The sequence below is a fragment of the Serratia sp. FGI94 genome (assembly GCF_000330865.1).
GTDB classification, from domain to species: domain Bacteria; phylum Pseudomonadota; class Gammaproteobacteria; order Enterobacterales; family Enterobacteriaceae; genus Serratia_B; species Serratia_B rubidaea.
In genome coordinates this window covers 1246794-1272342 of sequence record NC_020064.1, presented here as the reverse complement: position 1 = coordinate 1272342, position 25549 = coordinate 1246794, and the positions used below count along the sequence as shown (strand labels likewise).

Below are 25549 nucleotides of genomic sequence, written 5' to 3'. Positions count from 1 at the left end.
GGCGCTGTAAATCACTTTGCCCTGCTGACTTTTAACCACCGATTTGGCAGCAGAATGTGCTGCCAGATAACGGCAGCGCAGAAGCTCCTTTTTCGCTATGCTAGTCTCAGACCCCTGATGGACAATGGACGAACATAACGATGCTTTCCCTGCTGCTGGTTGACGATCACCCGTTGGTTCATGTCGCACTGGAGGCGGCGCTGATAAAATCCGGCCATCCCTATTCCCTGACCGCGCTGGTGGACGACGCGCAGGCGCTCGCCTGGCTCGGCCAGCACCGCTGCGAGGTGCTGATTCTGGATATCGGCCTGCCGCAGGTTGACGGCCTGCAGCTGTTGAAGAAGATCCGCCGCCACTACCCGCAGCAGCATATCGTCATCTACAGCGCGCAAGAGGAGACGCCGTACGCCCGCCTGGCCGAGCAGGCCGGCGCCAACGGGTTTGTCCATAAGGGCGCCTCGCTGGAGCAGTTGGTGCGGTGCATTGAACGGGTGATGCAGGGAGAGCGCGTCTTCCCGGCCGCCAGCGGGCAGGAGGATCACGGTGCCGGCCCGCAGCTGACCGCCAAAGAGCTGCAGGTGCTAGGCCTGTTGAGTAAAGGGCTGTCCAACCTGCAGATTGCCGACATGCTGAATATCAGCAATAAAACCGTCAGCACCCACAAGAAAAACATCCTGCGCAAAACCGGCGCGGCCAATCTGCTGGAGCTGGCGGCGGTGTTTAAAGAGCTGACGCCGTGAGACGCCTGCTGCTGCTGTTCAGCCTGCTGACGCTGTGCGCCTCGGCGCTGGCCGCGCAACCGAAGCGCTATCACCTGGTGGGCAACCTGTCGCTGCCGAATGACATGCTGCTGGCGCAGGAGAAAAACCCTTGGCGCGGCAAAACGTTGCGCGTCGGCATTATCAGCGAGAACACCAGCCCCTATAACATTCTGGTCGATGACGATCTGTACGGGCTGAACGCCGACTATCTCGACTATATGCAGCAGGCGACCGGCATCCGCTTCGAGGTCTTCGGCTTCGCCGATCTCACCCGGCTGCAGCAGGCGCTGCGGCGCGGCGCGGTCGATCTGCTGTACGGCATACCGCAGCGCGCGGTCGCGGGCCGCTTTCCGCTGTCGCAACCCTATTACGTCAGCAACCTGCGGGTATTGCGCGACCGCAACAATCAACGGCCGGTGATGCTCAACTCACCGACGGCGCGCGTCGCCGTCACCGCCCTGACCGATATGCAGGCCGGCGCAGCGTTGCGCGGCGTCACCTCTCAGGTACAGCGCTATGATAATAACTTCCAGGCGGTCTACGCCCTGCTGAACGGCAGCGATGATTACTTTATTGCCGACGAAGCCAGCGCCAGTTTTATTATCGACCAACTGCAGCTGGGGCAGCTGTATCAGGTGGAAAGCAGCGTTAGCCTGGGCGCGCTGTCGTTCGTCTTTGCCAGCAATGACGTCAGGCTGATCGCTATGCTGAATAACGCCATCGCCGAGACGCCGATGGAACTGATGAACAGCCTGCAGAGCCGCTGGAGCAACAAGATCCCCAGCTATCTGGATACCGGCAACGCCGATCTGACGCCGATGGAGAAAAGCTGGGTCGCCGCGCAGCGCAGCGTGCCCTATGCCGCCGTTGAGAATAACTTCCCCTTTGTCTACCGCGGCGCCGACGGCCAGCCGCGCGGCTATCTGGTTGATATTCTCACCACCATCGGCCAAAACAGCGGCCTGCAGTTCACCCCGGTCTGGGCGCCCAACGCCGAACAGGCCGATGCGCTGGTCAGCAGCGGCCAGGCGCTGATGCGCGCCGCGCTGCCGCTCACCGCCGACGCCAAAACCCGCTACAGCGCCAGTATGCCGCTGCACCGCGCGTTATGGGGCGTCTATGTGGGTCGTTACGCCGAAAATGTCTCCGGCTGGGCCGCGCTGCAGGGCAAGCGTATCGGCTTTGTGCAGGGCGATTTGGGCCGCAGCCTGATCCCCGCCGGCGATCGGGCGGTGCCGTTCAGCGATGCCAAAAGCCTGTATGACGCGCTGGCCAACGGCCAGGTCGACGCGCTGGTGGATAACGTGATTTCCGCCAATTTCCTGGCGCTCTCACGCTATGCCGGCGCCATCCGGCTGGCCTTTCCCGCTAATAATATCGCCTACCCCATCGCCTTTGGCGTGCGCCCCGATCGGCCGCTGCTGCTCAGCATTCTGGACAAGAACCTGATGCAGATCCCGGCGGAGACGCTGCAGTCGCTGCGTGAAGCGTGGATTGTCGACCGCAGCAGCCTGATCGACGCGGTGAATGACAACCGCATGCCGCCGCAGACCACCTGGCTGCTGACGCTGCTGGCGGTGATTATCCTGCTGCTGTTGCTGTGGATTGTGCGCCGCTACCGGCAGCAGCGCCGTGAACAGCGCGAGCGCCGCCAGCTTGAACAGGCGCGGCAACAGGCCGAAGCGGAAAACCGCATGAAGAGTAAATTTTTGGCGACGGTCAGCCATGAACTGCGCACGCCGATGCACGCCATCCTCGGCCTGTTGGAGTTGGAGCTGAAAAAAACGCCGGCGCCGGCGGGACTGCCGGTGATTTACAGCTCCGCCGCCTCGCTGCTGAATCTGCTGAACGATCTGCAGGACTACGCCAAACTGGAAAGCGGCTCGCTCACCCTGGCGCCCAAGCCGCTGGCGCTGCGCCCGTGGGGGCAGCATCTGCAGGCGCTGTACCGGCCGCTGCTCGGCAACAAGGCGCTGAGCTTCAGCGTTCGGCTCGACGAGAGCTTGCCCGACGCCGTCACTATCGATGGTGAGCGTTTACTTCAGGTGGCCAACAACCTGATTAATAACGCCATTAAATTTACCACCCGCGGCTATGTGGAGGTCGGGCTTGCCTGGCAAGCGCAGGACGGCACGCTGCATCTGAGCGTCGCCGACAGCGGCTGCGGCATCGCCGCCGATGAACTGGATAAGCTGTTCCAGCCCTTTTACCGGGCGCGCGGCGCCCAGCGTATTTCGGTCCAGGGCACCGGGCTGGGGCTGTCAATCTGCAAAGAGATCGTTGAACAGATGGGCGGCGCGATTACTCTGCGCTCGCAGCCGGGCGTAGGCACCCAGGTGGATGTGACGCTGCCGGCGCCAATGGCGCAGCCTGTTCCTCAGCCACCGCAGGATGCCGCGCCGGCGCTGCGCTTTGCACCGTCGCTGCGCGTCGCGCTGATTGACGACCACCCGACCAATCTGCTGCTGATGGAGCGCCAGCTGCGTCATTTCGGCCTGCAGCCGACGCTGTTTGAACGCGGCTACCCGCTGCTGCTGGCCCACCGCCGGCGTCCTTTCGATCTGCTGTTTATCGACTACAATATGCCGCGCCCGGACGGCCTGACGCTGGCGCGCCTGATCCGCCGCGATGAACAGCGCCGCGAGCTGCCCGCCAGCCATATCGTGCTGTGTTCCGCCGACGTGCAGGAGTTTACCCGCATCCCCGCCGGACAGCTGAATATTGACCATTTTCTCACCAAGCCGATCGCCCTGACGGCGATTGAACAGGTTTTAGCCAAGAATCCTGGTTTTAGCCAGCCCCAGTTAGCCCTTACTGACCTAAAAAATCAGCTGATAGCGCTCGGCGGCAATAATGTAGTCATGCAACAGCGGCTGGCCGCCACGCTGCGCACTACCCTGCTGGCCGACCGTCAGCGGCTGCAGGAGGCGCAGCAGCGGCAGGACGGGCAGGCGCTGGGCCAGGCGGCGCACCGCATCAAAGGCAGCCTGCTGATGCTGCAGCTCAGCGCAGCGGCGCAGCGCTGCCAGCAGGCCATCGACGCCGCCAGACGCGGAGAATTCGCCGCAGAGGCCTATACTGAGATTGACGCGGCCGTAGCGCAGCTGCTAAGCCAGCTGGACGCCGTCGCGCCGGCGGATAATGATTAAGTATCACGTTAAATTAAGGACATAAGATGTCGGAAACCCCACACGTTCACCTGCCGAAAGACAGCAATAGTAAACGCCTGCTAACCGCTTTTTTAGTCACCGCCGGCTTTATGGTGGCCGAAGCCATCGGCGGTCTGCTGTCCGGCTCGCTGGCGCTGCTGGCCGATGCGGGACATATGCTGACCGACGCCGCCGCGCTGCTGGTGGCGCTGATGGCGGTGCACTTTTCACAGCGCAAACCAAACGCCCGCCACACCTTCGGCTATCTGCGGCTGACCACGCTGGCGGCATTCCTCAACGCGGCGGCGCTGCTGGCGATCGTCATCTTTATTCTGTGGGAAGCCATCCGACGCTTCTTCGAGCCGCAGCCGGTAATGGGCACGCCAATGCTGATTATCGCCATCGCCGGCCTGCTGGCGAATCTGTTCGCCTTCTGGCTGCTGCACCGCGGCGGTGGCGAGAAGAATATCAACGTGCGCGCTGCGGCGCTGCACGTACTGGGGGATTTGCTCGGCTCGGTCGGCGCCATCGCCGCGGCCATTGTGATCCTCACCACCGGCTGGACGCCGATTGACCCCATTTTGTCGGTGCTGGTGTCCTGTCTGGTGGTGCGCAGCGCCTGGCACCTGCTGAAAGAGAGCTTCCACGAGCTGCTTGAGGGTACGCCGCAGGAGATCGACATCGACAAACTGCAGAAGGATTTGTGCCTGAATATCGCCGAGGTGCGTAATATTCACCACGTACACGTCTGGCAGATCGGCGAACAGAAATTAATGACGCTGCACGCGCAGGTGGTGCCGCCGCATGACCACGACGCTCTGCTGCGCCGCATCGAGGCCTACCTGCTGAAGCATTACCAGATCGGCCACGTGACCATTCAGATGGAGTATCAACACTGCGATACGCCGGATTGCGGCATCAACCGGGCGCCAGAAGCGAGTGAGCACACACATTCACACTCGCATCTGGGCCATCACCACTGACGGGCGTGCTCCCGCGCCATCCGCGGGAGCCACAAGATTAAGAATGAGAAGAGAGCGGCCGTGACCCTTTGTCGGCCGCGCTGCGGATCCACAGCCAGGAGCCGTTCAGCGCAATCAGGGTCAGAATGACGTACTCCAGCGCCATGGCGTATACGCCCTGGTAGGCAAAAATCGCCACGCTGATGACGTCAATCACCACCCAGAGCAGCCAGTTTTCCACATACTTGCGCGTCATCAGAATCATCGCCACGATCGACAGCACCATCATCGTCGAATCCCAGAACGGGAAAGCGTCCGGCTGCAGCGTCGGCGGCTCCACCGGCAGCCCCAGCGCCTGCATCACCGCCACCGCCGCCTGCGTCAGCCAGGCGAAAACGCGGTCGATGTTAAAGGTCATCAGCAGAATGCCCGCAACGCACGCCGCTCCCCAACCCAGCGCCTTCGGCAGCGACATCCAGCGAATCTGCAGCTCGGCCTGGCGATCCGCCGTCTGACGGCTCCAGGCATACCAGCCATAGATATTGGCGCCGAAGAAAAACAGCTGCAGCAGCAGGCTGGCGTACAGTTGGATCTGGAAAAAGATCACCGCGAACAGCGTCACGTTGATCAGGCCGAACAGATAGTTGATGATTTTTTCCTGGCTGGCGTACCAGATGCACAACAGGCCGAACAGCGTGCCTATCGCCTCAATCCAGGACAGATCGTAACCCCCCGCCCCCAGCGGGATATGCACCATGATGTTGCTGGTACTCAAAAAATTCATCGGGCCTTCCTTTTTCTCGGGTTAACTTAGGCGTTTCCTTTTACCTGCATCTTCAGCGTAGCGGCAAAATCCAGCATGCGGTTCAACGGCAGCAACGCTTTTTCCCGCAGCGCGCCGTCGACAACAATTTCGTGCTGCGATCCGCCCTGCTCCAGCCCTTCGGCAATCGCCTTCAGGCCGTTCATCGCCATCCACGGACAGTGCGCGCAGCTACGGCAGGTCGCCCCTTCACCGGCGGTCGGCGCCTCAAATAGCTCTTTGTCCGGGCACGCCTGCTGCATCTTATAGAAGATGCCGCGGTCGGTGGCGACGATCAGCTGCCGCTGCGGTAAGTTTTGCGCCGCCTGAATCAGCTGGCTGGTGGAGCCGACCGCGTCGGCCAAATCGACCACCGCCTGCGGCGACTCCGGGTGCACCAGGATCGCCGCTTCAGGGTACAACGCCTTCATCCGCATCAGCGCCTGGGTTTTAAACTCGTCATGGACGATACAGGCGCCCTGCCAGCACAGAACGTCGGCCCCGGTCTGCTTCTGCACGTAGCTGCCCAGATGGCGGTCCGGCGCCCAGATGATTTTCTCCCCCAGGCTGTCGAGATATTCAATCAGCTCAACGGCAATGCTGGAGGTGACGACCCAGTCGGCGCGCGCTTTTACCGCCGCTGATGTATTAGCGTAGACCACCACGGTGCGATCCGGATGACTATCGCAAAAGGCGTTAAACTCCGCCTCCGGGCAGCCAAGATCGAGTGAACATTCAGCATGCAGCGTCGGCATCAACACCTGTTTTTCCGGGCTGAGTATTTTCGCCGTCTCGCCCATAAAGCGTACGCCAGCCACCAACAGGGTCGAGGCCGGGTGCTGGCTGCCAAAACGCGCCATTTCCAAGGAGTCGGCAACGCAGCCGCCGGTCTCTTCCGCCAGCGCCTGTATCTCCGGGTCGGTATAATAGTGCGCGACCATCACCGCATCGCGCTGCTTCAGCAGCGTTTTAATTTTCTCGCGGTAGAAGGCCTTTTCCGCCTGGTCGAGCGGTATCGGTTTGGCTGGGAACGGGTAGATTGCCGCATTGGCGTCAAACATTTCACTCATCACTGTCATCTCTGTGCTAGTCTGGAGAACCTGTTGCAGCCGCTGTCTGCGGCTGCCCTGCCCCAATGTTTTATATACTAAACAAAATACCTAACCAGAAGACAAAAGTCGCTTTAAATTTGCTCTATAGACGATTTTTGTTTAACCGTTGAAACTTTGAGGGCGGATGAATATGAGTGGGGAACGGAAAAACGCCAGCCTGTCGCCGACGCTTCCCGCTTTTCTTGCTGCCGTTACTTTCTGCGACGCGACATCACCAGCTTGTCCTTCGGCCGCGCCTGCCAGTCCTCAACCTGATTATTGAAGTTGTCCGCCAGCAGGTAAGCCGGCGTTTTCGCCAGCCAGTCAGACAGGGAAATGTCCTGATAGATGCCGTTATCCAACACGATCAGCACCTTCAGATCGTCGTCGCCGAGATTCTCAATATAATGGCCGAAGCCCTGCGGCACATAGCCGACGTCGGAAGGCGCATACTCCTCGGTCTGGACATGGCCGTGCGAACTGAATACCGTCATGCGCCCCTTGCCGGAGATATAGTATTGCCATTCATTCGCGTTCGGGTGCCAGTGCAGTTCGCGGACCGCGCCGGGCTTAACGATCTCGATAATACCGGTCATGGTGGTGGAGATAGGGAACTCTTTTGATGACACCAGATGCACACTGCCGGCATCATTTTCAAAGAACGGTTTCTGCTTCATTAATTGATAGCGGTGCGTCAGCGGGGAATTATTCAGGCCGCCGTCGTTTTTGGCTAACGGCAACGCCGGCGGCACCGCGCCGCCGACAATATAAGCTTCCCCCTGCTTGGCTTTGGAGAATATTGAGGCCGGCATATTAACGCTTTTTTCCAATATTTCTTTCGGCATATGCGCCACCCAGTCGGTAATACTGAATGTTCCGAATTCAGAGAAGTGGCCATTATCAAAAGCCAGAATAAAATGCGCCCCCTCCGCCAGCGCCTGAATGGAATGGCCATAACCTTTCGGGAAATACCATACGTCGCCGGGGCCAAAATCCGCCACCTCACATTTCCCTTCCGGATCGATAATGGTAATGCGCGCCCGACCTTCCAACATAAAGGCCCACTCGGCGGCAATAGCGTGCCAGTGCAGCTCACGTACGCCGCCAGGCTCCAGCGTCATATCAACCCCGGCCACGCCTTCAGAGATCGGGAACTGTTCAACGGTGGCTTCCCGCGCCCAGCCGCTGGGCAGGCTGCGCTTCTTACTGTCGGTAAATTTGTATTTATACACGCCCTGCGCATCGGCGGGCGGCTGGTAGCTGCTGGGCGGCACAATATTGCGGTGGTCATCGGCAACGGCGGACTTCACCATGCCCCCCACCATGCCGGCCGCTGCCGCGCTGATGGCGGAGGCTTTCAAAATATCACGACGCGATAACATATTATCTTTCTCCAAAGCAATGGCGAGCGCCCGCAGAATCTCAGGCGCTGCGGCGATAAGATCGGAAGTAAAATAAGGCGTGTCACGCAATAGCACTTTCGGCGACCATTAAAGCGTAGTAATAAATGGGAGCGCCTACCGCCGTTTGCTTTGTTTCTTTTTGTTAATAAGTAAGTGCGGTTTTAATTATCTTATGCGTTTTAAAATAATCACTAATGGAAAATTATTTATCCAGCAGAGCAAATTAAATAAACCGTCAACGGAATTTAATTTTATTCGTTAATTATTTTATTTTTATTGCCACGAGGAAAATTACGTGAATGATGCGGTGGGTAATAAGAAATAGGATCGCACAATCGAAAACGCAGTAACGAGAGATCCAACGGAGGGTTAACGTTGATGGTTGGGGAAGGTTAAAGGAGCGTCGCTGGTTTGTGCAGGATTGACTCGGCCTCCGGCCTCACCCTGCGGGCAACGCTGCGCGTTGTCGTCTCGCTTCGCTTATTACTCGTCTCATCCATGAGACTCGCCCTGCGGGCCAGCGCAAGCGCTGTTCAAAAGCGTAAACGCTTTTGTCTCACCCGCACGACACGTGCGATCTGAAAAATTAAAGTATTAAATCACTATGGGAGTATTTCTATGAGATGGTGGGTCGTGCAGGATTGACTCGGCCTCCGGCCTCGCCCTACGGGCAACGCTACGCGTTGTCGTCTCGCTTCGCTCGGCTCGAACCTGAACGCAGCTTCTCACCTACACGACTCGTGCGTTATGCAATGACATTGCCGAGATATTTAAGATTAGGAATACTTTCTAGAAATGGTGGGTCGTGCAGGATTCGAACCTGCGACCAATTGATTAAAAGTCAACTGCTCTACCAACTGAGCTAACGACCCACTGATGTGGTGTACTGCTGAACGGCCTGAGATGTGATGCCGGTTTACTACTTGCCCATTCTTTAAGAATGGTGGGTCGTGCAGGATTCGAACCTGCGACCAATTGATTAAAAGTCAACTGCTCTACCAACTGAGCTAACGACCCACTGACGTGGTGTACTGCTGAACGGCATGAAGCGTGGCGCCGGTTTACTGCTTGTCCATTCGTTAAGAATGGTGGGTCGTGCAGGATTCGAACCTGCGACCAATTGATTAAAAGTCAACTGCTCTACCAACTGAGCTAACGACCCGCAGTGGTGGGTGATGACGGGCTCGAACCGCCGACCCCCTCCGTGTAAAGGAGATGCTCTACCAACTGAGCTAATCACCCACTAATGTGGTTACTGCACTACTTCTTGGAAATTGGTGGGTCGTGCAGGATTACTCGGCTTGCGCCTCGCCCTTCGGGCCATCACTGCGTGATGTTGTCTCACTGTCGTGAGACTCGAACTTTACGGTTCTCATCCTGTCCGATTCCACTTCACTACCAATTCTTTAGGAATTGGTGGGTCGTGCAGGATTCGAACCTGCGACCAATTGATTAAAAGTCAACTGCTCTACCAACTGAGCTAACGACCCAATTTCCCTGCTGCTTTAACATCTTGCGAGATGTCTGGGCAACGGCGGCATATATTACTGTTTTATCTCAGCAGCGCAACCTAAATTTTTACGCATCAGGTTCAACTGCTGGTTCTTCATGCGATCAAGCCCAAAAATCGGTCGTATCGACCAACTTCTGGGCTTATTTTCTGCCAAATTAGCCGGCAATACGCTTTTGCGCCTGTTTGGCTGCGCTGCTGTTCGGGTACTGTTTAACCACCTGCTGGAACACGGCTTTGGCTTTATCAGCCTGCCCTTTTTCCTGCATGATGATACCAACCTTGTACATAGCGTCAGGCGCCTTTGGCGATTTCGGGTAATTTTTCACCACTACCGCAAAATAGTAAGCCGCATCGTCTTTTTTACCTTTGTTGTAAAACAACTGCCCCAGCCAGTAGTTGGCATTCGGCTGGTAGGTAGACTTGGGATACTGTTTTACGAAGCTCTGAAAGGCAGGGATCGCCTGATCGTACTGCTTTTTCTCCAGCGCCAATGAAACAGCGGCGTTGTAATCGCTGTTTTCATCGCCCTTACTGGCAGGCGCTGCAGAAGAAGCCGCAGCGCTGCCAGCCCCCGCCGCCGCAGACGCTGCCGGCGCAGAGGCGCTCTGGCCGCCGCCCTGTCCGAGGCTGTCTATCTGTTCATAGATTTGCTTTTGGCGCTCTACGACCTGATTGAGCTGATACTGACTTTCCTGGATTTGACCGCGGAGCGAGTCGATATCACGCTGGTTGTCGGAGGCTTGCTGCTGGAGTTGGTTCAAGAGCTGGCTCTGAGCGTTGGCGATACGCTCAAGCGTGGTGACACGGTCTTCGACCGAGCCGGAGCCGACATTACTGATTGGCGCTTGGGCAGTAGCGGCCCAAGGGGCCGCTACGCCAACCAGTAACGACAGACCCAACAGATGACGTCTGAAGTTACTGTTCATGCGATTCTCTTAGTAAACCAGAACGGCACGACGGTTTTTAGCGTAAGCCGCTTCGTCATGGCCCAGTACAGCGGGTTTCTCTTTACCGTAAGAAACGATAGAGATCTGGTCATCGGAAACGCCTTTACCTTGCAGGTACATTTTCACGGCGTTAGCACGACGTTCGCCCAGGGCGATGTTGTATTCCGGCGTACCACGCTCATCCGCATGACCTTCTACGGTCACTTTGTAAGATGGGTTGTTACGCAGGAAAGTCGCGTGCGCATCCAGCATCTGAGCGAACTCAGAAGAGATGTCATACTTGTCCAGACCGAAGTAAACGATGTTGTTCTTCTGCAGTTCTTGCATCTGCAGACGCGCTTGCTCTTCGGAAGACAGGTTGCTGCTGCCGCTTTCCATACCGGTAGTGCCGTTTGCGCCCATACCAGACTGGTCGTTATCGGCGCTTTTGTTAGAACTACAAGCTGCTACAGCCAGAACTGGCAGTGCCAGCAGAAGCCCTTTCAGCACTTTGTTCAGTTGCATTTCTTTGATCCTTTTATAGTTTGCCATACATATTTACACATGCATCACAGATACGGCGACCAGGCAGGCGATTTTACCTGTCCATCAGTAGCCGGAAGACGCGCTTTGAAACGCCCATCGGTCGATACCAGCTGCAATACGGAGCCCATACCTTGCGTGGAGCTATAGATCACCATAGTGCCGTTTGGCGCGATACTTGGCGTTTCATCCAGGAACGTGTCCGTCAATACTTGAACGGCTCCCGATCCGAGATCTTGTTTGGCGATATGCTGCACACCGTTATTGGTGGTCACCATCACCAGGAATTTACCGTCGGCGCTGACTTCAGAATCCTGATTCTGAGCGCCTTCCCACGTCAAACGCTGCGCGGCACCGCCGCTGGCGCTCATTTTATAGATCTGCGGGCGACCGCCCTGGTCAGAGGTAAACGCCAACGACTGACCGTCCGGGAACCAGGCCGGCTCGGTATTGTTGCTGCGGCCGTTGGTCAGTTGGGTCATCTGCCCGGAATTCAGATCCATCACGTACAGGTTCAGGCTGCCGCTCTTCGACAGCGCGAATGCCAGTTTGCTGCCGTCCGGCGAGAACGCCGGCGCGCCGTTGTGGCGTGGGTAAGAGGCAATCTGACGCACCGCGCCGTTAGACAGCGTCTGCACCACCAGAGCGGAACGACCGCTCTCAAAGGTGACGTACGCCAGCTTGCTGCCGTCCGGCGACCAGCTTGGCGACATCAGCGGCTCCGGCGAACGGTGAACTACGAACTGGTTGTAGCCGTCATAGTCGGATACGCGCAGCTCATACGGGAACTTCCCGCCGTTGGTCTGCACCACGTAAGCAATACGCGTACGGAAGGCGCCCTTAATGCCGGTCAGCTTCTCAAACACTTCGTCACTGGCGGTATGCGCGGAATAACGCAGCCACTGTTTGGTCACTTTGTACTGGTTCTGCGCCAATACGGTGCCTGGCGCGCCGGAGGTGTCCACCAGCTGATAAGAAATCAGATAGCTGCCGTCCGCCCCTGGCTGAACCTGGCCCACCACCACGGCGTCAATGCCCAGCGCAGTCCAGGCCGCCGGCGTCACTTCAGACGCGGTGGTCGGCTGCTGCGGCATGCGCGCCGTGTCGATCGGGTTGAATTTGCCGCTGTTGCGTAAATCCGCCGCAACCACCTTGCCAATATCTTCCGGCGGCGTGCCCGGCCCCGCCCACTTAAACGGCACCACGCCAATAGGTCGCGCAGAGTCGACCCCTTGGGTGATCTCAATGCGAACTTCCGCGTGCAACACGGAGGCCCACAGAATCAAAAAACCTAGCGCTACTCGAAATGCCTGCTTCATCTCATCTCCCTTATCCAGGCGGAATACCTGCGATAAATTAGCAGAATTTTAACAAACCAACGCAAACAAAACTACATGATCCCTGTTGGTTACCTTAGTACATCCTTGCAAGATTACGCACGTACTCCACCGTTATTGCGGTTTGAATTCAAGGGTCGAATTCTTAAAGTGCTGGTAAACGGCGTCGCTCGGCGGTTTAGGAATCCGCGCCTGGCGCGCTGCCGCGACCGCCGCCTGGCACAGCGCCGGGTCGCCGCCGGCCGACTGCACGCTGATCAGCAGACCATCGGGCGCCAGCTTGATGCGCAGATCGCAGGTCTTGCCGGCGTATGAGCTGGCGTCATAGAACTTGCTCTGGATCGCCGCCTGGATCTGTCCCATATAACCGCTGATATCCGCACCGCTGGCGCCGGCGGTTTTGGCATTGCCCTTACCGGCAGCCTTGCCTTCGCCCTGCTGCTTACCGCTGCTCTTCGGCGCATTTTTGCCGTCCGCCAGCCCGCCGAACAGGTCTTCAACTTCAGACGACTGCTTGGCAGCTTCCGCAGCGGCCTTCTTCTTGGCTTCCGCCGCTTTCTTGGCGGCGGCTTTCTCGGCTGCAGCTTTTTCGGCCGCGGCCTTTTTCTGCGCTTCGGCGGCAGCTTTCTTCTCAGCTTCCGCCGCAGCTTTCGCCTCGGCCGCTTTCTTGGCCTCTTCCGCTTTTTTCTTCGCTGCAGCATCGGCAGCAGCCTGCTTCTTGGCTTCCGCTTCGGCTTTCTGCTTCGCGTCCGCCTGCGCCTTGGCTATCTTGTCCGCTTCGGCCTTCGCCTTGGCGGCGGCCTGCTCTGCGACTTTCTGCTGTTCTCTGGCCTTCGCCGCCGCGCTTTCCGCCGCTTTTTTCTGTTCGGCCTGCGCCGCTTTTTCTGCCGCCGCCTTTTCCTGCGCCGCCAGACGTTCCTGCTCCAGTGCCTTCAGGCGCTGCTGCTCCTCAGCTTGCTTCTGCTGCAGCTCTTCGGCCTGTTGCTCCGCCTTCTTCTGCCGCTGTTTCTCCGCACGCTGGGCATCATTGCTCTGCTGTTGCTGCCGGTTGTACTGTTCCACCACCGCGCCCGGGTCCACCATCACAGCGCCGACCACGGCGCCATCGCCGCCGCCGCCGGCGCTCATTTCGGCGTTTTCGTGCAGCGATCCCCAAATCAACAGGGCAATCAATACAATGTGCAGAACGACCGAAACAATAACGGCGCGGTTCAGCTTATCGTTTTGCTCAGTTGCCTTTACCAAAATAGATTCCCAAAAACGGGCGCCTGGACCAGGCCCCTGCCGCGCAGGACAGAGACCGGGATGTCCATCGCCCTATGCTCAAATTGGCTGGGTCATCAACCCAACGGAAGCGACGCCCGCCTGATGCAGAATATTCAGCGCTTTGATAATCTCATCGTACGGCACGTCCTTCGCCCCACCGATCAAAAAGACGGTTTTCGGGTTGGCGGCCAGCCGCGATTTGGCCTCTGCCGCCACCTGTTCCGGCGGCAACAGCTCCATACGGTCGTGATCGGCCACGATGGTATATTGCCCGACGCCCGAGACCTCAAGGATCACCGGCGGATTATCATCGCTGGACACCGTTTTGGAATCGGTGGCGTCCGGCAGATCGACCTCCACGCTCTGCGTGATGATCGGCGCCGTCGCCATAAAGATCAGCAACAGCACCAGCAACACGTCCAGCAGCGGAACGATATTGATTTCCGACTTCAGCTCCCGACGGTTACGGCCACGTACTCTCGCCATACAACCTCCTACTTATTTGCTGTCGCTGGAGAAGGCCTGACGATGCAGAATGGCGGTGAACTCTTCCATAAAGTTGTCGTAATTCTGCTCAAGCTTGTTCACGCGCTGGTTAAGCCGGTTGTAAGCCATAACGGCCGGAATGGCGGCAAACAGACCGATGGCGGTGGCGATCAGCGCTTCGGCGATCCCCGGCGCAACCATCTGCAAGGTTGCCTGCTTCACCGCACCCAGCGCGATAAAGGCGTGCATAATCCCCCACACGGTGCCGAACAGGCCGATATATGGGCTGATGGAGCCGACGGTGCCGAGGAACGGGATATGGGTTTCCAGCGTTTCCAGTTCGCGGTTCATTGAAATGCGCATCGCACGCGACGCGCCGTCAATCACGGCTTCCGGCGCATGGTTATTGGCGCGGTGCAGACGGGCGAACTCTTTAAAACCGGAGTAGAAAATTTGCTCCGAACCGGCCAGGCTGTCGCGGCGCGCCTGGCTTTCCTGGTACAGACGGGACAACTCAATACCCGACCAGAATTTGTCTTCGAAGGCTTCGGCATCGCGCGTCGCCGCATTCAGGATGCGGGTGCGCTGGATGATGATTGCCCAAGAGGCCACTGAAAAGCATATCAGAATCAACATGATAAGCTTAACCAGCAGGCTCGCCTTCAAGAATAGATCAAGGATGTTCATGTCAGTCACTGCTTAAACTCCGCGACAATAGACTTAGGAAGCGCTCGTGGCTTCATTTGGTGTGGATCAATGCATGCAATCAACACATCGGCCTGACTCAGCAGCGCGCCGTCTGAATTAACTATGCGTTGGGCAAAGGTAAGGGAGGCCCCGCGCAGCTGGGTGATTTCACTCTGCACTTCCAGCTGCTCATCGAGCCGCGCCGGCAACAGGTAATCCACCGTCATACGCCGGACCACAAAAGCGACATGTTCGCTGAGCAGTTGCTGTTGATGAAAGTCATGTTGACGCAGCATTTCGGTGCGCGCTCTTTCAAAAAAAGCGACATAGCGGGCATGGTAAACCACGCCACTGGCGTCGGTATCCTCGTAGTAAACGCGTACCGGCCATCGAAATAACGTATTACTCACTCTACTTCCCAGCATGGCAATTTAACGCTGTTACTATACGCAAGTGAGATCGGGTTGGGAATGGGTTGCAAGGAGGGAACGAAAATAATTATGGGCCGCAAAGGCCCATAATCAAAGGAGTGACGGCAGTTTATAAAGAAACGTAAAGTAATCCTGCCACCAGGATAATCAGCGCCGGCAGCGGCGCAAAAAACGCCCGCCAGCGCATGCGCTGAGGCCGGAAACCGACACCGTGAACCATGCCGGCGCAGACGGCCCAAATCAGCAGCAGCCCCTGCCAGATCTCCAGTGAGCTGGTGCGTGCGGCAAAGCGCGTCGGGTCCCAGAACACGCAGCCGGCCAGCGCCAGCGCCAACACCAGGGAAAGGGCCCGCAGCGGGCCCTTGTCAGCGATGGCATACAGCTTATCGGTTAACGAACTCATTATTCACCGTTTTGCTGCGCTTTCGTTTTTTCGCTCTGCTCAAGCGCCAGCGCCGTAATGATGCCAAAAGCGCAGGCAAGAAGCGTGCCGAGAATCCAGGCAAAATACCACATGAGTTAGCTCCTTATCCTTAGTACAGCGAATGCTTGTTGTTTTCGATAAAGTTCTTATCAAGGCGACCGAACATTTTGTAGTACGACCAGCTGGTGTACGCCAGAACGATAGGCACGAAGATAATCGCCACTACGGTCATCACTTTCAGCGTCAGCAGGCTGGAGGTGGCATCCCACATGGTCAGACTCATGCTCGGGTTGGTGCTGGACGGCATCACAAACGGGAACATGGTCACGCCGGCGGTCAGGATCACGCAGGCAATGGTCAGCGATGAAGCGACAAACGCCAGCGCGCCCTTTTCCATCCGTGAGAACAGGATGGTAAACAGCGGCAGCACCACGCCCAGCGCCGGCAGCGCCCACAGCAGCGGATGGTTGTTGAAGTTAATCAGCCATGCGCCGGCCTGATGCGCCACTTCTTTACGCAGCGGGTTGGATTCCGCAGCGGTATTCAGCGCCGAGGTGATCACGTAGCCGTCGATGCCTTTCACCAGCCAGATGCCTGCCAACAGGAAGCACACCGCCATCACCAGCGCGGAGATCTGCGCCGCCGTGCGGGAGCGCAGATGAATTTCCCCGGTGGTGCGCATCTGCAGGTAGGTGGCCCCCTGGGCAATCAGCATCGTCAGGCTGACCACGCCCGCCAACAGGCCGAACGGGTTCAACAACTGGAAGAAGTTACCGGTGTAGAACAGACGCAGGTACTCATCGATGTGGAACGGCACCCCCTGCAGCAGGTTGCCGAACGCCACGCCGAACACCAGCGCAGGCACAAAGGAGCCGACAAATATGCCCCAGTCCCACATGTTGCGCCAGCGCGTGCTTTCCAGCTTGGAGCGGTAGTCGAAACCGACCGGGCGGAAGAACAACGCCGCCAGCACCAGGATCATCGCCACATAGAAACCGGAAAACGCTGCGGCGTACACCATCGGCCAGGCGGCAAACAGCGCGCCGCCGGCGGTGATCAGCCACACCTGGTTACCGTCCCAGTGCGGGGCGATGGAGTTGATCATCACGCGGCGTTCGGTATCGGTTTTCCCGATCAAACGCACCAGGATGCCGACGCCCATATCGAAGCCATCGGTGACGGCGAAACCGATCAGCAGTACGCCAACCAGCACCCACCAGATAAATCGCAGTACTTCATACTCAAACATACGTGGACTCCTGTTTAGCGCGCCTGCTGCACGGAGGCAGTCGGTTGTTCAAAGTGGTAGCGGCCGGTTTTCAGGCTGCTTGGCCCCAGACGTGCAAACTTGAACATCAGGTACATTTCAGCCACCAGGAACAGGGTGTACAAGCCGCAGATCAGCCCCATGGAGAACAGCAGGTCGCCGACGGTCAGGGAAGAGTTCGCCACCGCGGTCGGCAGCACCTCACCGATAGCCCACGGCTGACGGCCGTACTCCGCCACAAACCAGCCCGCCTCTACCGCAATCCATGGCAGAGGAATGCCGTACAGCGCCGCACGCAGCAGCCATTTTTTCTGGCCGATGCGGCCGCGCACCACGCTCAGGAAAGACAGGCCGATGATCGCCAGCATCAGCACGCCGCAGGCCACCATGATGCGGAACGCAAAGTACAGCGGCGCAACGCGTGGAATGGAGTCTTTGGTCGCCTGCGCAATCTGCGCTTCCGTTGCGTCGGAGACGTTCGGGGTATAGCGCTTCAGCAGCAGACCGTAGCCCAGATCCTGCTTGGTTTTGTTAAATTCAGCGCGGACGCCCGGGTCGGTATTGCCGGCGCGCAGCTCTTCCAGCAGTTGGTAGGCTTTCATCCCGTTGCGGATACGCACTTCATGCTGCGCCATCAGATCTTTCAGGCCGGTGACCTGAGTATCGACGGAACGCGTGGCAATCAGGCCCAGTGCATACGGGATCTGGATGGAGAAGGCGTTTTCCTGCTTGTCCTGATTCGGAATGCCGAACAGCGTAAAGGCGGCCGGCGCAGGCTGCGTTTCCCACTCGGCTTCGATGGCGGCCAGCTTGGTTTTCTGCACGTCGCCCATTTCATAGCCGGACTCATCGCCCAGTACGATAACGGACAGCACCGCCGCCATACCGAAGCTGGCGGCGATGGCGAAGGAACGCTTGGCGAACGCCACGTCACGCCCTTTCAGCAGATAGTAGGCACTGATGCCCAGCACAAACATGGCGCCGGTGGTGTAGCCGGCGGCAACGGTGTGGACGAACTTCACCTGCGCAACCGGGTTCAGCACCAGCTCCGAGAAGCTGACCATCTCCATACGCATGGTTTCGAAGTTGAAGTCCGAAGCGATAGGGTTCTGCATCCAGCCGTTGGCGACCAGGATCCACAGCGCGGACAGGTTGGAGCCCAGAGCGACGAACCAGGTGACCGCCATGTGCTGCACCTTGCCCAGCCGATCCCAGCCGAAGAAGAACAGGCCGACCAGCGTGGATTCAAGGAAGAACGCCATCAGACCTTCGATAGCCAGAGGGGCCCCGAAGATATCGCCGACGTAGTGGGAGAAATATGACCAGTTGGTCCCGAACTGGAACTCCATGGTCAAACCGGTGGCCACACCCAGGGCAAAGTTAATTGCAAATAACTTGCCCCAGAATTTGGTCATATCTTTATAGATTTGTTTGCCAGACAGGACATATACCGTTTCCATAATTGCCAGCAGAAACGCCATGCCAAGCGTTAAGGGGACAAATAGGAAGTGGTACATCGCCGTTAAAGCAAACTGTAAGCGCGACAGTTCGACAATATCAAACATCTTGACTCCTTGCTCCTCGCAGGAAGACTCCGAATTGCGGCTATTGCTATTACGCCCGATGACGCAGCAGACAATAACGCCCCGCAGTGAATGCCATAAAAAACAACAATTTCGATCCCATGGTTGCGCTTTCAACCGCATGCTGAAAACCGACGATGGGGAACAAATACAACAAGATCAAAGATTCATGGTGACAGTATGATGATACTCGCCCAAACCCACACAATAAATAGGTTTTTGCGTGATATGGGTTGGACTTTTGGCTACAGGTCAAAAGCCAGCCAAAATGAGTACATCCCTTTAATTTGATCTGGAACAATTTAAGCCTATCTGAGCTTTATTTCCAGATTCATCACACGATTTCGCATATTTTTCTTGGGGGTATGTTACGCAATAGTTTAATTGTTTTTTATTGATATTTTTGTGTTAAATAAATGTAACCTCAAAAGAGGGTTATTGTATTTTTAGCTATTATATTGCGATTTATATTAACCTTTTATTTCCATTAAAAGTGTAGCAGTGCGTTTCACTCTCTATTGTCCTTTAGCTAATTAATCATAGACTAAATTGAGACATTGATCGCAGATTCTGCGCTTTTTCCGCTTTGCCAATAAAAAAGGCCGCCCAGAAGGCGGCCAAACATGTCGAGATAGTAGAATGCGGTGACAGATTAGCGATTCAGAACCGCTTTCACTGCGTCGCCGATGTCCGCCAGGCTGCGCACGGTTTTCACACCGGCAGCTTCCAGCGCGGCAAATTTCTCGTCCGCAGTGCCTTTACCACCGGCGATGATCGCACCGGCGTGGCCCATACGCTTGCCTTTCGGCGCGGTAACGCCGGCAATGTAGCCCACCACTGGCTTGGTCACATGATCCTTGATGTACGCGGCCGCTTCTTCTTCCGCGCTGCCGCCGATTTCACCGATCATCACGATCGCTTCAGTCTGCGGATCTTCCTGGAACATTTTCAGGATGTCGATGAAGTTGGAGCCTGGAATCGGGTCGCCGCCGATACCTACGCAGGTGGACTGGCCCAGACCGGCATCGGTAGTCTGTTTTACCGCTTCATAGGTCAGGGTGCCGGAGCGGGAAACGATGCCCACTTTGCCTGGCAGGTGGATATGGCCCGGCATGATGCCGATTTTGCATTCGCCTGGGGTGATCACGCCCGGGCAGTTCGGCCCGATCATGCGCACGCCGGCTTCGTCCAGCTTCACTTTCACCGTCAGCATATCCAGCGTCGGGATGCCTTCGGTGATGGTGATGATCAGCTTGATGCCCGCGTCGATCGCTTCCAGGATGGAATCTTTACAGAACGGTGCCGGTACGTAGATCACGGACGCGGTCGCGCCGGTGGTTTCTACCGCTTCGCGCACGGTGTTGAACACCGGCAGGCCCAGATGCGTGGTGCCGCCCTTGCCCGGGGTTACGCCGCCAACCATGTTGGTGCCGTAAGCGATAGCCTGTTCAGAGTGGAAGGTCCCCTGGCTACCGGTGAAGCCCTGGCAGATTACTTTGGTGTTTTTATCGATTAAAATGGACATTATTTACCCTCCACTGCCGCAACAACTTGCTGAGCCGCATCAGTCAGGCTGGTCGCAGCAATGATATTCAGACCGCTGTCCGCCAGTTTCTTGGCGCCCAGATCGGCATTGTTACCTTCCAAACGCACAACCACCGGGACGCTAACGCCCACTTCGGCCACTGCGCCAATGATACCGTCGGCGATCAGGTCGCAACGCACGATACCACCGAAAATGTTCACCAGAACCGCTTTCACCTTGTCGTCGGACAGGATGATTTTAAACGCTTCGGTCACGCGCTCTTTGGTTGCGCCGCCGCCCACGTCCAGGAAGTTGGCCGGTTCGCCGCCGTGCAGTTTGACAATGTCCATGGTGCCCATCGCCAGGCCTGCACCGTTAACCATGCAGCCGATGTTGCCATCCAGCGCGACGTAGTTCAGTTCCCACTGCGCCGCACGTGATTCGCGCTCATCTTCCTGAGACAGATCCTGCATTTCACGCAGTTCCGGCTGACGGAACAGGGCGTTGCCGTCGGCACCCAGTTTGCCGTCCAGACACACCAGGTCACCCTGCTTGGTGATTACCAGCGGGTTGATCTCAACCATCGCCAGGTCGCGTTCCAGGAACAGCGTCGCCAGACCCATGAAGATTTTGGCGAACTGGCTGACCTGCTTGCCGCTCAGGCCCAGTTTGAACGCCAGCTCACGGCCCTGGTAAGGCTGCGGGCCCGCCAGCGGATCAATGGTGGTTTTGTGGATCAGTTCCGGCGTTTCTTCCGCCACTTTCTCGATTTCCACGCCGCCTTCGGTAGACGCCATGAACACGATGCGACGGGTGCCGCGGTCAACCACCGCGCCCAGATACAGCTCTTTATCGATATCGGTAGCGGCTTCAACCAGGATCTGGTGAACCGGCTGGCCCTGCGCGTCAGTTTGGTAGGTCACCAGACGCTTGCCCAACCAGGCTTCAGCGAAAGCGCGGATATCTTCTTTGCTGTTTACCACTTTAACGCCGCCGGCTTTGCCGCGGCCGCCAGCATGAACCTGACATTTAACTACCCACGGACCGGCGCCGATTTTGGACGCGGCTTCTTCTGCTTCACGCGGTGTAGTACAGGCGTAACCGGTTGGTGCCGGCATACCATACCGAGCAAACAACTGTTTTGCCTGATATTCGTGTAAATTCATGATGTTCTATCCATTCAAGTCTGAAATTTCAGCCGGGTCACGGACGCAAAAACGCGCGTGACGGAACGGCCACATAGCACAGAATGTGGGCGCGGCGTACCGCGCCCAAGCAGGGTTTACTACACGTCCAGCAGCAGACGAGCCGGATCTTCCAGCATCTCTTTCACCGTCACCAGATAACCGACAGACTCTTTGCCGTCGATCAGGCGGTGGTCATAAGAAAGCGCCAGATACATCATTGGCTGAATCACAACCTGGCCGTTGACCGCCATCGGACGATCCTTAATGGCGTGCATGCCCAGAATGGCGCTCTGCGGCGGGTTGATGATCGGCGTAGACATCAGAGAACCGAAGACGCCGCCGTTGGTGATGGTGAAGTTACCGCCGGTCAGCTCTTCCACTTTCAATTTGCCGTCACGGCCTTTGACCGCCAGCTCTTTGATTTTCTTCTCGATTTCAGCCATGGACATGGTGTCTACGTCGCGCAGAACCGGGGTCACCAGGCCGCGAGGCGTGGATACCGCGATGCTGACGTCGAAGTAGTTGTGGTACACCACATCATCGCCGTCGATTGACGCATTCACTTCCGGGTAACGCTTCAGCGCTTCTACTACCGCTTTGATGTAGAAGGACATGAAGCCCAGACGCACGCCGTGACGTTTTTCGAACGCTTCGCCGTACTGCTTGCGCAGGTCCATAATCGGCTGCATGTTGATTTCGTTGAAGGTCGTCAACATGGCGGTGCTGTTCTTCGCTTCCAGCAGACGCTCGGCCACGCGCTTGCGCAGACGGGTCATCGGCACGCGTTTTTCAGAACGTGCGCTCAGCGCCGGCTGAGGTGCGGCTTCTGCAGCCGGAGCCGCTTTCTTGCCACCGTTCGCCAGGTGGGCTTCCACGTCTTCACGCGTGATACGGCCGCCGACGCCGCTGCCTTTGATGGCGCTGGCGTCCAGGTCGTGCTCGGCAATCAGGCGACGAATCGCCGGGCTGAGCGCATCGTTGCTTTCTTCTGCCGCAGCGGCAGGCGCTGCCTGTGCTGCCGGCGCAGCTTCCGCTGCTTTAGCAGGTTCCGCAGCCGGCTTGTCGCCGCTGGCGCCCGGGCGGATACGGCCCAGGATCTGGCGAGAAAGCACGGTGGCGCCTTCATCTTCCACGATGGCGTCAAGCACGCCCGCTTCACTGGCCGGAACTTCCAGCACCACCTTATCGGTTTCGATTTCCACCAGAACTTCGTCACGCTCAACGCTGTCGCCCGGTTTTTTATGCCAGGTCGCTACCGTCGCATCGGCAACCGATTCAGGAAGGTCAGGAACCAGAATATCTACGCTACTCATTTAGCTTTCCCTTAAATTTTTAATCAATATTCAGCGCATCATTAACCAGAGCCTGCTGCTGCTTCTGGTGTACGGACATATAACCCACTGCCGGAGAAGCAGAGGCCGGACGTCCGGCGTAACGTAAAGAGGCTCCGAACGGAATCACTTCACGGAAATTGTGTTGGCTGCAGTACCACGCGCCCTGGTTCAGCGGCTCTTCCTGACACCAGACGAAGTCATGGACGTGCGCATACTGCTCCAGCACCGCCTGCACCGCCTGGTGCGGGAACGGATACAGCTGTTCGATACGCACAATGGCGACGTCTTTCTGCTCGTTTTTGCGACGCTGTTCCAGCAGGTCGTAGTACACCTTGCCGGAGCACAGCACCACGCGTTTCACCGCCTTCGGATCCAGCTCGTCGATCTCGCCGATCGCCGGCTGGAAGCTGCCGTTCGCCAGTTCGTCCAGCGAAGAGACCGCCAGCGGGTGACGCAGCAGAGACTTCGGCGACATCACCACCAGCGGACGGCGCATACCGCGCAGCGCCTGACGACGCAGCATGTGGTAAACCTGAGCCGGCGTGGACGGGATGCAGACCTGCATATTCTGTTCTGCGCACAGCTGCAGATAACGCTCCAGACGCGCGGAGGAGTGCTCTGGGCCCTGGCCTTCATAGCCGTGCGGCAGCAGCATCACCAGGCCGCACATACGGCCCCATTTCTGCTCGCCGGAGCTGATGAACTGGTCAATCACCACCTGAGCACCGTTGGCGAAGTCGCCGAACTGCGCTTCCCAAATGGTCAGGGTGCGCGGTTCCGCCGTGGCGTAGCCGTATTCGAACGCCAGCACTGCCTCTTCAGACAGTACGGAGTCCCAGACCTTGAACTCGCCCTGCCCGGCGTGTACGTTAGCCAGCGGCACGTAGGAAGTACCGTCTTTCTGGTTGTGCACCACCGCGTGGCGGTGGAAGAAGGTGCCGCGGCCGGCATCTTCGCCGGACAGACGGATTGGAATGCCTTCGTCAACCATCGTCGCGTAGGCCAGCGTTTCCGCCGCGCCCCAGTCAAACGGCTTGTTGCCCGCCGCCATCTCTGCACGATCGGCGTAGATTTTCGCCACGCGTGACTGCATCTCAACCGACTCCGGCGCGCTGCTGATGCGCTTGGCCAGATCCTGCAGACGCTTGGTTTCCACCTTGTTTGGGTACTCTTCATCCCACTCGTGGTTCAGATACGGTGACCAGGTGAAGGAGTGCAGGTTCATCGGACGCCACTCTTCAACCACGCACTCGCCGCGGTCCAGCGCATCGCGATACAGATTGACCATTTCCGTGGCATCTTCCAGCGTCGCGACTTTCTCTTCGGTCAGCACGTCGGCGTAGATTTTACGCGGCGTCGGGTGCTTCTTGATCTTCTGATACATCAGCGGCTGGGTTGCGCTTGGCTCATCGGCTTCGTTGTGCCCATGACGACGATAGCAAACCAGATCGATCATGACGTCGCGTTTAAAGGTGTTACGGAAATCCAACGCCAGACGGGTAACAAACGCCACCGCTTCCGGATCGTCAGCATTAACGTGGAAAATCGGCGACTGCACCATCTTGGCGATATCGGTACAGTATTGGGTGGAGCGCGCATCCAGCGGATTGGAGGTGGTGAAACCAATCTGGTTGTTGATGACGATGCGCACCGTGCCGCCCACTTCGTAGCCGCGCGCCTGAGACATGTTCAGGGTTTCCTGCACCACGCCCTGGCCGGTGATGGCGGCGTCGCCGTGGATGGTGATCGGCAGCACCATGTTGCTGCGCGCTTCATCCAGACGGTCGCGACGGGCGCGTACGGAGCCCATAACCACCGGGCTGACGATCTCCAGGTGCGACGGGTTAAACGCCAGCGCCAGGTGGACCATGCCGCCTTCGGTTTCCACGTCGGATGAGAAGCCCTGGTGGTATTTCACGTCGCCGGTGCCGAGGTGTTCTTTATGTTTGCCGGCAAACTCGTCGAACAGGTCGGCAGGCTTTTTACCCAGCACGTTAATCAGCACGTTCAGGCGGCCGCGGTGGGCCATGCCCAGCACCACTTCGCGCGTGCCGTTCTTGCCGGCATGACGCACCATCTCTTTGAGCATCGGCACCAGCGCGTCCCCGCCTTCAAGGGAGAAGCGCTTCGCCCCCGGGAACTTGGCGCCCAGGTAACGCTCCAGGCCTTCTGCCGCAGTAAGCTCGTTCAGGAAGCGACGTTTCTCATCGCTGCTGAAGCTGGCATGGCCAACCACCGATTCGATACGCTGCTGAATCCAGCGTTTTTCTTCGGTATTGGTGATATGCATGTACTCCGCACCGATAGAGCCGCAGTAGGTCTGCTTCAGCGCTTCATACAGATCCGCCAGCTTCATGGTGTCTTTGCCAATGGCGAAAGAACCCACGTTGAAGGTTTCCTGGAAGTCGGCGTCGGTCAGGTTGTGGTAAGCAGGATCGAGGTCAGGTACTGCGTCCTGCTTCCACAGGCCGAGCGGGTCAAGGTTGGCATGCTGATGTCCGCGAAAGCGGAAGGCGTTGATCAGCTGCAGGACCTTCACCTGTTTGGCATCGGTGTCCGGATCGTTGATGCTGCCGTTGTAACGCGCAGAATCCTTCGCCAGACGGCGGAAGTATTCACGGGTTTGAGAGTGAAGTTGATCGGGTTTGACACCCGCGGTGGGGAGCTGTTGGAAAATGGAACGCCAGCTATCTTCGACAGAGCCCGGATCGGTTAGGTAGTCTTCATAGAGCTGCTCTATGTAAGACTGGTTCGCGCCCGCCAGATAGGAGGAATCCAGCCAGGCCTTCATTGCGCCGTTCTGCATTATGATCCCTTAAGCTTTAAAGCTTCAGTTTTCGCCGTGGTTAACATAACTACCGTGATTAAAACG

Annotated in this window: 21 protein-coding genes, 5 tRNA genes and 2 other RNA genes; 3 read left to right on the top strand and 25 right to left on the bottom strand. The window is 57.7% G+C overall.

The window, feature by feature from the left end; genetic code table 11:
• The first annotated feature begins 140 nt into the window (after nt 1-140).
• Genes D781_RS05795 through zitB form a run of 3 tightly spaced genes read left to right on the top strand, consistent with a single transcriptional unit; the run spans nt 141 to nt 4893 of the window.
• Nucleotides 141-740, top strand: coding sequence for a response regulator transcription factor (locus tag D781_RS05795; protein WP_015671376.1), 600 nt, complete (start codon nt 141-143; stop codon nt 738-740).
• Nucleotides 737-3910, top strand: coding sequence for a transporter substrate-binding domain-containing protein (locus D781_RS05790; protein WP_015671375.1), 3174 nt, complete (start codon nt 737-739; stop codon nt 3908-3910). The genes D781_RS05795 and D781_RS05790 overlap by 4 nt, the downstream gene beginning before the upstream one ends.
• A 26-nt stretch (nt 3911-3936) precedes the next feature.
• Nucleotides 3937-4893, top strand: a complete 957-nt coding sequence (gene zitB / locus D781_RS05785; RefSeq protein WP_015671374.1) for a CDF family zinc transporter ZitB — start codon at nt 3937-3939, stop codon at nt 4891-4893.
• 37 nt (nt 4894-4930) lie between these two features.
• Here the strand turns inward: zitB and pnuC are convergent, their stop codons facing one another.
• The 25 genes from pnuC to sucA form a co-directional block, all read right to left on the bottom strand.
• Nucleotides 4931-5656: a nicotinamide riboside transporter PnuC gene (gene pnuC, locus D781_RS05780; protein ID WP_015671373.1), complete on the bottom strand. Its 726-nt coding sequence runs from the start codon at nt 5654-5656 to the stop codon at nt 4931-4933.
• 26 nt (nt 5657-5682) lie between these two features.
• Nucleotides 5683-6744, bottom strand: coding sequence for a quinolinate synthase NadA (gene nadA, locus D781_RS05775; protein ID WP_015671372.1), 1062 nt, complete (start codon nt 6742-6744; stop codon nt 5683-5685).
• Nucleotides 6745-6977: 233 nt separating this feature from the next.
• Nucleotides 6978-8147: a cupin domain-containing protein gene (locus D781_RS05770; RefSeq protein ID WP_015671371.1), complete on the bottom strand. Its 1170-nt coding sequence runs from the start codon at nt 8145-8147 to the stop codon at nt 6978-6980.
• A gap of 645 nt (nt 8148-8792) precedes the next feature.
• Nucleotides 8793-8917, bottom strand: a non-coding RNA gene (locus D781_RS22550) — RtT sRNA.
• A 47-nt stretch (nt 8918-8964) separates the two neighbouring features.
• Nucleotides 8965-9040, bottom strand: a tRNA-Lys gene (locus D781_RS05765).
• A gap of 69 nt (nt 9041-9109) precedes the next feature.
• Nucleotides 9110-9185 (bottom strand) — tRNA-Lys (locus D781_RS05760).
• A gap of 69 nt (nt 9186-9254) precedes the next feature.
• Nucleotides 9255-9330: transfer RNA gene (locus D781_RS05755), tRNA-Lys, on the bottom strand.
• Between the two features lie 4 nt (nt 9331-9334).
• Nucleotides 9335-9410, bottom strand: a tRNA-Val gene (locus tag D781_RS05750).
• A 33-nt stretch (nt 9411-9443) separates the two neighbouring features.
• A non-coding RNA gene (locus tag D781_RS22545) (RtT sRNA) lies at nt 9444-9565 on the bottom strand.
• A gap of 17 nt (nt 9566-9582) precedes the next feature.
• A tRNA-Lys gene (locus tag D781_RS05745) sits at nt 9583-9658 on the bottom strand.
• Nucleotides 9659-9836: 178 nt separating this feature from the next.
• The gene (cpoB, locus tag D781_RS05740; protein ID WP_015671370.1) at nt 9837-10607 is read right to left on the bottom strand and encodes a cell division protein CpoB; all 771 of its coding nucleotides are present in this window, start codon (nt 10605-10607) and stop codon (nt 9837-9839) included.
• 9 nt (nt 10608-10616) lie between these two features.
• Nucleotides 10617-11132 carry a peptidoglycan-associated lipoprotein Pal gene (pal, locus tag D781_RS05735; RefSeq protein WP_015671369.1) on the bottom strand — a complete coding sequence of 172 codons (516 nt, stop codon included), beginning with the start codon at nt 11130-11132 and terminating at the stop codon, nt 10617-10619.
• 44 nt (nt 11133-11176) lie between these two features.
• The gene (tolB, locus tag D781_RS05730; RefSeq protein WP_015671368.1) at nt 11177-12469 is read right to left on the bottom strand and encodes a Tol-Pal system beta propeller repeat protein TolB; all 1293 of its coding nucleotides are present in this window, start codon (nt 12467-12469) and stop codon (nt 11177-11179) included.
• Between the two features lie 132 nt (nt 12470-12601).
• Nucleotides 12602-13732 carry a cell envelope integrity protein TolA gene (gene tolA, locus D781_RS05725; RefSeq protein WP_015671367.1) on the bottom strand — a complete coding sequence of 377 codons (1131 nt, stop codon included), beginning with the start codon at nt 13730-13732 and terminating at the stop codon, nt 12602-12604.
• A gap of 78 nt (nt 13733-13810) precedes the next feature.
• Complete coding sequence (tolR, locus tag D781_RS05720; RefSeq protein ID WP_015671366.1) at nt 13811-14239, bottom strand: colicin uptake protein TolR; 429 nt, start codon at nt 14237-14239, stop codon at nt 13811-13813.
• A 12-nt stretch (nt 14240-14251) separates the two neighbouring features.
• Nucleotides 14252-14935, bottom strand: a complete 684-nt coding sequence (gene tolQ, locus D781_RS05715; protein WP_015671365.1) for a Tol-Pal system protein TolQ — start codon at nt 14933-14935, stop codon at nt 14252-14254.
• The gene (gene ybgC, locus D781_RS05710) at nt 14932-15336 is read right to left on the bottom strand and encodes a tol-pal system-associated acyl-CoA thioesterase (RefSeq protein ID WP_041412013.1); all 405 of its coding nucleotides are present in this window, start codon (nt 15334-15336) and stop codon (nt 14932-14934) included. The genes tolQ and ybgC overlap by 4 nt, the downstream gene beginning before the upstream one ends.
• Nucleotides 15337-15466: 130 nt before the next feature.
• A complete protein-coding gene (gene ybgE, locus D781_RS05705; RefSeq protein ID WP_099050046.1) occupies nt 15467-15763 on the bottom strand; it encodes a cyd operon protein YbgE in 297 nt (98 codons plus the stop codon).
• Nucleotides 15760-15873 (bottom strand): cytochrome bd-I oxidase subunit CydX, encoded by a 114-nt coding sequence (gene cydX / locus D781_RS22540; RefSeq protein ID WP_015671362.1) that lies wholly within the window; start codon nt 15871-15873, stop codon nt 15760-15762. The genes ybgE and cydX overlap by 4 nt, the downstream gene beginning before the upstream one ends.
• A gap of 17 nt (nt 15874-15890) precedes the next feature.
• Complete coding sequence (gene cydB, locus D781_RS05700; protein WP_015671361.1) at nt 15891-17030, bottom strand: cytochrome d ubiquinol oxidase subunit II; 1140 nt, start codon at nt 17028-17030, stop codon at nt 15891-15893.
• A 14-nt stretch (nt 17031-17044) separates the two neighbouring features.
• The gene (gene cydA, locus D781_RS05695) at nt 17045-18613 is read right to left on the bottom strand and encodes a cytochrome ubiquinol oxidase subunit I (RefSeq protein ID WP_015671360.1); all 1569 of its coding nucleotides are present in this window, start codon (nt 18611-18613) and stop codon (nt 17045-17047) included.
• 670 nt (nt 18614-19283) lie between these two features.
• The gene (gene sucD / locus D781_RS05690; protein WP_015671359.1) at nt 19284-20156 is read right to left on the bottom strand and encodes a succinate--CoA ligase subunit alpha; all 873 of its coding nucleotides are present in this window, start codon (nt 20154-20156) and stop codon (nt 19284-19286) included.
• Nucleotides 20156-21322: an ADP-forming succinate--CoA ligase subunit beta gene (gene sucC, locus D781_RS05685; protein ID WP_015671358.1), complete on the bottom strand. Its 1167-nt coding sequence runs from the start codon at nt 21320-21322 to the stop codon at nt 20156-20158. Before sucC ends, sucD begins: the two co-directional genes overlap by 1 nt.
• A gap of 119 nt (nt 21323-21441) precedes the next feature.
• Nucleotides 21442-22656 carry a 2-oxoglutarate dehydrogenase complex dihydrolipoyllysine-residue succinyltransferase gene (gene odhB / locus D781_RS05680; protein WP_015671357.1) on the bottom strand — a complete coding sequence of 405 codons (1215 nt, stop codon included), beginning with the start codon at nt 22654-22656 and terminating at the stop codon, nt 21442-21444.
• Nucleotides 22657-22675: 19 nt separating this feature from the next.
• Nucleotides 22676-25483, bottom strand: a complete 2808-nt coding sequence (gene sucA / locus D781_RS05675; RefSeq protein ID WP_015671356.1) for a 2-oxoglutarate dehydrogenase E1 component — start codon at nt 25481-25483, stop codon at nt 22676-22678.
• Between the last annotated feature and the right edge of the window lie 66 nt (nt 25484-25549).